This window comes from Halanaerobiales bacterium (assembly GCA_035270125.1).
Lineage (GTDB): Bacteria > Bacillota > Halanaerobiia > Halanaerobiales > DATFIM01 > DATFIM01.
Map to the genome: position 1 here is coordinate 1 of DATFIM010000142.1, position 10,683 is coordinate 10,683.

Genomic DNA, 10,683 nt, shown 5'->3' on the forward strand with positions numbered 1-10,683 from the left:
TTTCTAAATTTTGTAAATACTTGTTTTTAAGAGGTTTTAATGCTTTCTTAACTTTTTCAACTGCTTCATTATAAGGAATTTCCATTTCTACTTCCTCTATAAGAGGTGTATAAACATCATACATATGTAGTTCTTCTAAATTAAGAAGTTTCTTTCTGAGACCCACATATTTATGCATCGAATCTAAATTATTGTTAACTTCATTTATTAAATTATCATAAACTTCAACAGAAATATTGTCCTCATCTAAAGCAGCTTCTAAAGAAGAATTATAATTTCTAGCCTTTGCCCTAAAAACATGAGTTTTTATTTCACTATTAAGGGTTGTAGCATATGTATTAATAAAATCATCATAAGAATCATACAATGCATTAAAAGCCTCTTTTCTTACTCTTCTATTTTTACTTTGTAGAAATTTTATATATCTTCCATGAGTTAATCTAACATCATTTTTATCTTCATCTTTAATTATAGGAAATTCTAAATCAGCATTATTTAAAATTGAAAAAATATTTTCCGGAGCTTGAGTTACATCATTAGCTAAAGCAAGAATCTTTTCTTCTTTTTCTGATAAATAATGATCTTTTTGTCTGATTATATTATCAAGATAATGTTCGTATAATTTTAAATCCTCATTCTTTTCCATAAATTTATTTAATTTTTCTTGTGAGGTTTTAAGAAGTTCAGGTTTAATAAATGATTTAGTATTATCTAATTCATTACTTATATGTTGAGCTCTATTAAATAAAGCCTGATAATTTTGTTCTCTAGTATCTTCATCTTTTTTCATATGAGCATATGCATATAGCCTTGAAATAATTTCTTGTGTTTTCATTAAGGTGTTAAGTAATTCTAACAAATCATTTGCAGAATTTGTTACTTTACCTTTATATTCTTCTATTTTAGGTAATAATTCCTGAACTTTATTATAATCATTTTCCCATTCATCATCATTTATATATATATCTTCTAAATTCCATTTATATTTTTCTTCTATTTCATTTCTTTTTGGAAGTTCTTTAGCCATTAAATTTCCTCCTTAATTAAGGACCACACCTCTTCTGTTATAATATCTATTTTCTAACTCTAATAACCACCTTTTTCTCCATAAACCACCTGAATAGCCAGTCAAACTACCATTAGCACTTACAACTCGATGACAGGGAATAATAATTGGAAGAGGGTTTTGAGCATTAGCATTTCCCACTGCTCTTGCAGCCCTTTTCTTCCCTATAGCAGCTGCTATTTCCTGGTAAGATTTTGTTTCACCATATGGGATATTAGAAACTTCTTCCCACACCTGTAACTGAAACTTACTCCCACTCAATAAAATAGGTAAATTAAAATTACTACGATTACCAGTAAAATATTCATTCAGCTGATCATAAATCAAGTTATAGGTATCCCTTACCTCTTTTTTATTAAAAAATAAACCATTACATTTTTTATTCTTTATATCAGTTTTATTAATAAAATCCAATCTTTTAACCCCATCAGCTGAAAATGTTATTTTCAGTAATCCCAATGGAGAAGGATAGTAACTGCTATAAAATTCATTATACACCATACTCCCCCCTGATCTCTTGACAAGTCAAAAACAAAAAAACAGTAGTATTATAAATTATATTAAAAACTAAAACTTAGCACTACCTGGAGTTCTTGGAAATGGAATTACATCTCTAATATTACTTATGCCTGATAGATACATTAATGCTCTTTCAAAACCAAGTCCAAAACCAGAATGTGGAACAGTTCCATATTTTCTAATATCTATAAACCAATCATATTTTTCAATATCCATTTCATCTTCCTTCATTCTTTCAACTAATACATCTTCTCTTTCTTCACGCTGGCTACCTCCAATAATTTCCCCTACCTGAGGTACCAATAAATCAACAGCAGCTACAGTTTTTTGATCATCATTTAAGCGCATATAAAAAGATTTAATACCTTTAGGATAATTAGTTACCATAATAGGTTTTTCAAAATGTTTTTCAGTTAAGTATCTTTCGTGTTCAGATTGTAAATCATTACCCCATTCTACTGGAAATTCAAAATCCTGTTCAGCCTCTTTTAAAATATCAATGGCTTCAGTATAAGTAATTCTACCAAATTCAGAATCAATAATTTCTTTTATTGTTTCAATTCTATCTTCATTAATGTTTTTACGGAAAAAATCCATTTCTTCAGAAGCTTCATCTAAAGCAAACTGAAATAAATACTTAATAAATTCTTCTATTAAATCCATCATTTCTTCTAAATTGCAGAATGCCATTTCAGGTTCAACCATCCAAAACTCTGAAGCGTGGCGGGACGTATTAGAATTTTCTGCTCTAAATGTAGGACCAAATGTATAAACATCACCTAAAGAAGTTGCCAGGAGTTCAGCTTCAAGTTGACCGCTAACTGTCAAACCTGCTTTTTCTCCAAAAAAGTCCTGAGAAAAATCTGTATTCCCCTTATCATCTTTTGGAAGATCATCAAAATCAAAAGATGTAACACTAAATAAATCTCCAGCTCCTTCAGCATCACCAGTAGTGATTATTGGAGCATGTACATAATGAAAACCTCTTTCCTGATAAAATTTATGAATTCCATATGCAATTTTACTTCTAAATCTATTAATAGCTCCAAAAGTATCACTTCTTGGTCTTAAATGAGCTATCTCTCTTAAAAATTCATTAGTATGTTCCTTTTTTTGTAAAGGGTAATCTTCTGGAGATTTTCCAATTACAGTTATCTCTTCTGCCTTCATTTCTATATCCTGTTCTCTTCCTTCTACTTCTTCAAGATAACCTTTTATCTTAACACTAGCACCATTTGAAATATCAGAAAGTGGGAAAGATTCAGGATCAAGTATTACAATCTGTAAATTTTTTGAAGTGCTTCCATCATTAATTTCCAGAAAAGCTATATTTTTGGATACTCTTTTTGTCCTTACCCATCCGAGTACAATTACATCTTTTTTTGAATCAAAATTTTTGTTAACAATATCCTTGATTTTTTCTCTATCAAAATAATTCATTGTAAATCCTCCTAAATTTATAATTTAAATTATTGCTTCTTCGGTTTCCATATCAAAGATATGCATTTTTCTAGTATCAACACCAACTTTAATTTTATCCCCTACATCAGCTTTACTTTCAGCTTCAACTCTTGCTACAAATGAATGCTCATCGCGATCAAGATATAAATATATCTCTGATCCCATTGGTTCTAAAACATCTACTTCAGCTTTAAAAGAATTATTTTCCTTAATTTCAAAATCATGATTTATATTAGCATCAACAACATCTTCAGGTCGCAAACCCAAAACAACCTGTTTATTAGTATAATTTTTAATATCAGGAAATTCTTCTATTTTTTGCTGAGGTATTTTGATTTTAAAACTTCCATTACCTTCAACGTAATATTCATTGCCTTCATTAACTAATTTGGCATTAAGAAAGTTCATTGAAGGGCTACCAATAAAACCCGCTACAAACATATTATTGGGTTCATTATATAAAGTTAAAGGATCATCTACCTGCTGGATAATTCCCTCATTTAATACAACTATTCTATCTCCCATGGTCATAGCTTCAGTTTGATCATGGGTTACATAAACAACTGTTGTTTGTAATCTATCATGTAATTTACTTAATTCAGCACGCATTTGAACTCTTAATTTAGCATCAAGATTGGAAAGTGGTTCATCCATCAAAAACACCTTAGGTTCTCTAACAATAGCCCTTCCTAAAGCCACTCTTTGTCTTTGACCACCTGATAATTTTTTAGGCTTTCTATCTAATAATTCTTCAATACCTAAAATTTCAGCTGCTTCATTAACTCTTTTATCAATTAAATCTTTTGGTTCTTTACGTAATTTTAACCCAAATGCCATATTATCATATACATTCATGTGAGGATATAAAGCATAATTTTGAAATACCATTGCAATATCTCTATCTTTTGGAGCTACATCATTAACAATTTCATCTCCAATTTTTATAGTACCTTCTGTTATGTCTTCAAGTCCTGCGATCATTCTTAAAGTAGTTGATTTTCCACATCCAGAAGGCCCAACTAAAACTAAAAATTCTTTATCTTTAATTTCTAAATTTGCATCTTTTACCGCTACCACATCGTCATATCTTTTTGTGATATTTTCTAAAAAAACTCCTGCCATTTTATTCATCCTCCCTTGTTAATTAAAATAATGCAAACGTTTTCATCATAAAATTCACTTAAATAATTTAATTAATGAATTTTGTAAAAATAAAACTTATTATAAGAGCTATCGTTGGAGTACCTAACCACCCAAATAATATATTTTTTAAAGTATTTTTATTTATTAAATTTATCCCTTTTATTAAACCAATACCAATAACTGCACCTACAATCGCCTGAGATGTAGAGACAGGTATACCTATTCGAGCATAAATATAAACTGTAGTAGATTCAGCTAATACAGCAATTAGGGCATTTAAAGAAGATAACTCAGTTATTTTTTTTCCAACTGTCATCATAACACTTCTGCTATAAGTTAAAACTCCACTAGCTATTGCTATTCCACCAATTAATGCGCCCTGTAATGGAGAAACAAGACCAGTTTTAACATAAACCCCTGTAACATTGGCAACATTATTTGCACCTAAAGCATATGAACCATAAATACCTGCAATAACTAACCCAATTTTAACTATTCTATCCAATTTAATTATATTATTAATATAATTTTCGATATATTTGCTATATATTTTCATAAAAATTATTGCTATAATTAAAGCACCGATTGGAGTAAATATCCATGCTGAAAAAATCTTTAAAAGTGGTCTGAAATTAACAGTATTTCTAACTATTCCACTACCAATAATCGCTCCTACAACAGCCTGTGAGGTAGACACAGGAAGTTTTAAGTAAGTCATTAAACTTACAGTAATTGCTGCTGCTAAAGAAGTTATAAAGGCAGAATTAACAGTTTGAGAGGAAAGTGAACCTAAAGTGTGCATTCCTCCACTACCTTCTAAAACTGCTCCAACAATAACAAATATAGAGGTTAAAATGGCAGCTGTCCAAAATCTTATAGTTCTTGTTGCCACAGCAGTACCAAAAATATTAGCAGCATCATTAGAACCTAAAGCCCATCCCAGAAAAAAACCAGATATTAGTTTAAACATTTATATTTTCCTCATTGCAATGATTAACTCTATTTCGTCTCCTGCATCTTCTATAACATCAGAAATATTTGCAATCATAGTTACAAAATCTCTATACAAACTTTTTAGTCCATAACTTAATTCGTCTCTTTTAGAAATCCGAGAAATTAATATCCGTTCTATATCATCAATTTGTGATTCAATTTCCTCTATTTTGGCCACATATTCATAAGCATCATCTATATTTTCAAATAACAAACTTACAGCTTTTTTTAATAACTTATATTGTTCAATAGTCATATTTAGAATATCATTAAGATAATTTTTGCCAATTTCACTAATATCCATATCCTGTAGAATGACATAGTCAAGAGCTGCCTCAGCATAATCAGCTACTTTATCAAGATATTCTAATAAGTTCATAAAATCTCTTCTAGTGTTCGGTAATAAAAATTTTTCTTTAATAAGTAATTTAATGATATTTCTTCTTATTTTATCAGCTTCAGTTTCTAGATTATGAACTTCTTTAGAGAGATTTTTTACTTTATCACTACCACCTTCATCAATATATAATTCGATAGTTTTAACAAATTTATCCAAACATGACTGTACTGTTTGTTCATGTTCTTCAAATAAATCAACTATCTTATCAGTATCTCCCCAAAAACCAACCATAAATTTCTCTCCTTTTAAAACTTATTTAAAAACAAAATTATTTTATTTTAAACTCTCATAAATACAGTCTTCAATATATTTAATGGAATTATTTGCAGCTTTTTTCTTTAATTCCTCACTTCTACTTCCTGGTTGAAGCCATATATAATTTATGTTCTTTTCAATTACTTCATCTATTAATTTTATTCCTAGATTAGGATTAACTACAAAATTAACTACATCAATATCATCATTAATTTCATCAAGAGAATCATAAGCTTTTAAACCATCAATTTTTTCATATTTGGGTGTTATAGGATAAACATTATAATTATTTTTATTTAAAATATTTACAACTTTATATCCAAAACGATCTTTGTCTTTTGTAGCCCCAAGAACTGCCCAATTTTTCATATTCATAATTTTAGATTTTAAATTATTCATAAAAACCCCCTATAAATTAAATTTTCTAATTTATAATATATTTAATAATTTAAAACCTATTCTTCAGTTATAAGTTTCATTGCCTGTCCACAACAAACAAGTTCTCCTCCACCAACTTCTTTTACTTCTACAACATTACCACAAACTTCACAGCGAAAAACTTCACCTTTCTTTTTTACAGCCATTTTTTCACCTCCAGTAAAATTATAGTTTATAACTATTATAATAATCTTCAAGATAGTTGTCAATTTGAATTGAAAATGATAAAAAACTAAATTTTTGAAAAAGCCTGTTTTAAATCATCAATTAAATCTTTAGCTGTTTCTAAACCTACTGAAATTCTAAGTAATTTTTTTGATAAACCTAATTTTTTTAACTCTTCTTCTGAATAATCTCTATGAGTCATAGCAAAAGGATATTCAATCAAAGATTCAGTATCTCCAAGACTTACTGCCAATTGAAATAAATTTAATGAATTAACTAATTTTTTTGACTTTTGGATATCACCTTTCAATTCAAAAGAAATCATAGCCCCATAACCAGACATTTGTTTTTTAATAATTTCATAATCATTTCTTTCTTCAAAACCAGGATAATATACTTTTTTAACTTTTGAGTTATTTTTTAAATATTTTGCAATTTTAATTGCATTTTTTTCATGTTCTCTCATTCTTAATGATAATGTCTTTAATCCTCGCAGTAGTAACCAGGCATTAAAAGGACTTAATACACCACCATATTCAGCCATATAATCAAATTTTAATTTATGAATATAATCCTGATCATTAGCAATTGCTATTCCAGCAACTACATCTCCATGTCCACTAATATATTTGGTTGCACTATGTATAACAATATCAGCACCAAAATTTAAAGGATTTTGAAAAAAAGGAGTAGCAAAGGTATTATCAACTATTACTTTTGCATTATAAGAATGAGCAATTTTAGTAACCTTTTTAATATCAATAATATCTAAGTTTGGATTAGCAGGAGTTTCAAAATAAACTACTGAAACCTTTTCAGATATATTTTTTTCTAATTTATTTAAATCTGTAAAATCTAATAATTTAGACTCAATTTTATTTTCTGGTAACATATTTTTGATAAAATTATGACTTGAACCATAAAGAACTTTATGCGCTAAAACCTTTTCCCCAGGGCCAACTTCAGACAATATTGTTGAACTAATTGCAGCCATTCCGGATGCAAAAGCAACTGCATCACAGCCATTTTCAAGAGCAGCTATCTTTTTTTCTAAAACTTTAAGTGTTGGATTATTACCTCTTGTATAAACATAATCATCTGTTTTAAAGGAAAAAGTCTTTTCAGCATGTTCCAGATTATCAAAAGTAAAAGTCGAAGTCATATATATAGGATTATTTAATGCATTTTTAGCTTTTCCTTCTTTTTCTCCAGCGTGAATTGCCATTGTTTCAAAACTTTTTTCCTTTTTCATGATTACCTCCCAAAAAACCTGTTTCAAAATACTCTAATTTTATATTTCTTTAATAAATTATTATTTCCTGCAATAACTTTATACTATTTCCCAGTATGGCCAAATCCTCCTGATCCTCTTTGACTTTTTTCAAGATTATCAACTTTTTCCCATTCAACTGTAAATGTCCGATGTATAATTAATTGAGCAATTCTATCTCCTTTTTTAATTTCAAATTTATTATCTCCATGATTAATTAAAATTACACCTAATTCCCCTCTATAACCAGGATCGATAACTCCATCAGCATTTAAAACAGTTATCCCGTGATCTAAAGCCAATCCACTTCTAGGATATACAAATCCACCATAACCTTCGGGAATAGCTATTTTTATACCTGTTTTAATTAATTTATATTCTCCCGGAGAGATTACCTTATTTTCAGAAGCATGTAAATCAAGACCAGCATCTTCTCCATAATGTTGATATTCAGGTAAAGGAACATCATCAACAAGTTTTTCAATTTTTATTTTCATAGTTTCACCTCAATTTTTAAAAATAGTTAAATATTACTTTGCAAAAACATGTTCTCCAATTGTAACTAAGGGTTCTCTTGTCTCAAACCACCACTTGTTTTTAGCTATTCTAGGGTTATAATAATATAAAGCACCTCGTGTAGGATCTTTACCATTTAAAGCTTCTCTAGCCGCTCTGTAGGCAGTTCTATTAGGGCTTAAATTAATTTGTCCATCTGCTACTGCTGAAAATTGACCTGATTGATAAATAACACTTCTAAAATCATCAGGAAAATAAGAACTTACTACCCTATTTATTACAACTGCCCCAACTGCAATCTGACCTATATAAGGTTCTCCTCTAGCTTCACCAAAAATTACTCTTGCTAATAATTCTAACTCTTTATTTGTTATAGTTTTAGATAATACTTCTCTTTCAGTGAGATTGTTAATTGGTACTTTTAAATTATCACCAGCTCTAATAATACTATTTTCAAGATTATTTAAAGCCATAATTACTCCGGTGGATGTATTAAAATCTCCGGCTAACTCATAAAGGGTATCTCCTAAACTTACATGATAAGTTATCAATTGAGATGGTGGTATATTAACTTCTATTTTTTGTTTATTATCATTAATTCTGATTGAATATGTACTATTATTATCAAAAGAAAATGATTTAGTCTTAGTTTCAATTTTTTCAGAAAACAATTTTGGGGCTTCTTTTTCTTCTTTTTCATTTTTTCTTTTTGGAATTATTAGTTCTTCACCTGCTTTAATTATTTTACCCTTTTTTATATCATTAACTTTCTTTAATCTATCAATACTTATATTATATTTTTCTGCTACTTCTGATAGAGTATCACCGGTCTGAATCACATAAATCAATTTAAAGTCAGGAGCAGCTTTAATTGAAATATTGATTGATATTATTGAAATAATTATAAATAAAGAGACCAGAATAAATTTACTTTTCATAACTTCCTCCTATTTTCTCTTTTCTTATTAAAGATCTCATTTTAACCTTTTTGATGGGACAGGTTTCAGGAAGGGAATTCAAAAATATTTTCCCATATGATTTATTTAAAAGTCTATTATCCAGAACAGTAATCATACCTTTATCTTTTTTAGACCTTATTAATCTTCCAAATCCCTGTTTAAATCTAATAACAGCTCTTGGTAGACTATAATCATAAAAAGGGTTTTGACCATTTTCTTTTATTTTTTCTTTACGAGCTGAAGCAACCGCTTCAGAAGGAACCGGAAATGGTAATTTCATCATTATTAAATATTTGAGATCATCACCTTTAATATCAATGCCTTCCCAAAAGCTAACAGTACCAAAAATAATCTGAGAATTATTTTCTTTAAATGATTCAATTATATATTTTCTTGAATAACTACCTTGAGCTAAAATATTTAAATTATGTTTTTGAAAATTATCAGTCATATAATTATAACAGTAATTTAACATACTATATGAGGTAAAAAGTACTAAAGTTTCTCCTCCATAAGATATAATTATTTCCTGAAGATCTTCAATTATTTTATCTAAAAAATCTTTTGAATTAGCCTGTGGTATATTTCCTGGTATAGCTAAGACAGCCTGGTTTTCATAATCAAAAGGAGATTCAATTCTTAAGGTGTCAGCATTTTTTAATCCCAACCCATTAGCAAAAAAATCAAAACTTTTATCTACAGTTAAAGTAGCAGAAGTTAAAATAAGACTATCAAGCTTATCCCATATATACTCAGCTAATAAATCAGAAACTTCCAGAGGTGCATTCATCTGATTAATTATAGAATTTTCCCTTTTTCTCTTTTTTTCTAACCAAAAAACATAATTGTTTTCTTCAGCTTCTAAATTAAAATCTAAATTATCTATTAATTTTGATAATCTCCCTAAAATAGATTCAAGTTCCACTATTGTTTCATCAAAATCTTCACTTAAATTATCATTTAACATTAAATCTTCATATAAATCATTAAAATAGTAATTTAAGTTAGTTAAATATCCTAAAAGCTTATCACCATTTCTATATACTTTTTCCCATTTATCAGTTTTCATATATTTATTTTTTAATCTTAATTGATAATCATCAGAATATTCATTAAAAAATCCTTTTACAATATTGTAATAATTTTTGCTAAATTCATCAATTCTTTTTATTAAGGGAGTAATTTTATTATCTAAAACTTTATATAGTTTCTTTTTATCATTTATTTTATGATTACTAATATCATTGCGGATAGAAGGCACTAAAGAATATTTATTTTCATTTAACCTATCAATGAATTTTTGTAATGAATTAAAATAAAAAGATTTTCCTAAATGTTTTGTTGCCACTTCATTTATATTATGAGCTTCATCAATAATCAAATTTTTATAAGGAGGTAAAACACCACTCTCATCATTTAAATCATATTTCAATCTGGCATCTGCTAATAAAAGGTGATGATTAACTACTAAAAGATCAGCTGAATAAACTTCTTTTCT

At 28.2% G+C, this 10,683-nt stretch carries 12 protein-coding genes; all 12 read right to left on the reverse strand.

What is annotated here, in order from left to right; all coding sequences use genetic code 11:
• Positions 1 to 1,027: M3 family metallopeptidase (locus VJ881_07475; GenBank protein HKL75890.1), on the reverse strand; the 1,027-nt coding region annotated here is incomplete at its 3' end.
• A 12-nt stretch (positions 1,028 to 1,039) separates the two neighbouring features.
• Entirely contained in the window at positions 1,040 to 1,564 is a 525-nt protein-coding gene (locus tag VJ881_07480) for a methylated-DNA--[protein]-cysteine S-methyltransferase (GenBank protein ID HKL75891.1), read from the reverse strand.
• 69 nt (positions 1,565 to 1,633) lie between these two features.
• Entirely contained in the window at positions 1,634 to 3,025 is a 1,392-nt protein-coding gene (gene asnS / locus VJ881_07485; protein ID HKL75892.1) for an asparagine--tRNA ligase, read from the reverse strand.
• Between the two features lie 24 nt (positions 3,026 to 3,049).
• Positions 3,050 to 4,168 (reverse strand): sn-glycerol-3-phosphate ABC transporter ATP-binding protein UgpC, encoded by a 1,119-nt coding sequence (gene ugpC, locus VJ881_07490; protein ID HKL75893.1) that lies wholly within the window; start codon positions 4,166 to 4,168, stop codon positions 3,050 to 3,052.
• A gap of 67 nt (positions 4,169 to 4,235) precedes the next feature.
• Entirely contained in the window at positions 4,236 to 5,159 is a 924-nt protein-coding gene (locus VJ881_07495) for an inorganic phosphate transporter (GenBank protein HKL75894.1), read from the reverse strand.
• Positions 5,160 to 5,813 (reverse strand): TIGR00153 family protein, encoded by a 654-nt coding sequence (locus VJ881_07500; protein ID HKL75895.1) that lies wholly within the window; start codon positions 5,811 to 5,813, stop codon positions 5,160 to 5,162.
• A gap of 42 nt (positions 5,814 to 5,855) precedes the next feature.
• A complete protein-coding gene (locus tag VJ881_07505) occupies positions 5,856 to 6,236 on the reverse strand; it encodes a CoA-binding protein (GenBank protein ID HKL75896.1) in 381 nt (126 codons plus the stop codon).
• A 56-nt stretch (positions 6,237 to 6,292) separates the two neighbouring features.
• Positions 6,293 to 6,421, reverse strand: coding sequence for a desulfoferrodoxin FeS4 iron-binding domain-containing protein (locus VJ881_07510; protein ID HKL75897.1), 129 nt, complete (start codon positions 6,419 to 6,421; stop codon positions 6,293 to 6,295).
• 86 nt (positions 6,422 to 6,507) lie between these two features.
• A complete protein-coding gene (locus VJ881_07515) occupies positions 6,508 to 7,692 on the reverse strand; it encodes a PLP-dependent aspartate aminotransferase family protein (GenBank protein ID HKL75898.1) in 1,185 nt (394 codons plus the stop codon).
• 83 nt (positions 7,693 to 7,775) lie between these two features.
• Positions 7,776 to 8,207: a dUTP diphosphatase gene (dut, locus tag VJ881_07520; GenBank protein ID HKL75899.1), complete on the reverse strand. Its 432-nt coding sequence runs from the start codon at positions 8,205 to 8,207 to the stop codon at positions 7,776 to 7,778.
• A gap of 33 nt (positions 8,208 to 8,240) precedes the next feature.
• On the reverse strand, positions 8,241 to 9,164 hold the full coding sequence (locus VJ881_07525; GenBank protein HKL75900.1) for a cell wall hydrolase: 924 nt from the start codon (positions 9,162 to 9,164) through the stop codon (positions 8,241 to 8,243).
• Positions 9,154 to 10,683: helicase C-terminal domain-containing protein (locus VJ881_07530; protein ID HKL75901.1), on the reverse strand; the 1,530-nt coding region annotated here is incomplete at its 5' end. The genes VJ881_07530 and VJ881_07525, both read right to left, overlap by 11 nt.

Bases quoted from the DNA above. Each gene is read 5' to 3' on its own strand.
- asnS (HKL75892.1), bottom strand. From the start codon at position 3,025: ATGAATTATTTTGATAGAGAAAAAATCAAGGATATTGTTAACAAAAAT.
- ugpC (HKL75893.1), bottom strand. From the start codon at position 4,168: ATGGCAGGAGTTTTTTTAGAAAATATCACAAAAAGATATGACGATGTG.
- VJ881_07495 (HKL75894.1), bottom strand. From the start codon at position 5,159: ATGTTTAAACTAATATCTGGTTTTTTTCTGGGATGGGCTTTAGGTTCT.
- VJ881_07500 (HKL75895.1), bottom strand. From the start codon at position 5,813: ATGGTTGGTTTTTGGGGAGATACTGATAAGATAGTTGATTTATTTGAA.
- VJ881_07505 (HKL75896.1), bottom strand. From the start codon at position 6,236: ATGAATAATTTAAAATCTAAAATTATGAATATGAAAAATTGGGCAGTT.
- VJ881_07510 (HKL75897.1), bottom strand. From the start codon at position 6,421: ATGGCTGTAAAAAAGAAAGGTGAAGTTTTTCGCTGTGAAGTTTGTGGT.
- VJ881_07515 (HKL75898.1), bottom strand. From the start codon at position 7,692: ATGAAAAAGGAAAAAAGTTTTGAAACAATGGCAATTCACGCTGGAGAA.
- dut (HKL75899.1), bottom strand. From the start codon at position 8,207: ATGAAAATAAAAATTGAAAAACTTGTTGATGATGTTCCTTTACCTGAA.
- VJ881_07525 (HKL75900.1), bottom strand. From the start codon at position 9,164: ATGAAAAGTAAATTTATTCTGGTCTCTTTATTTATAATTATTTCAATA.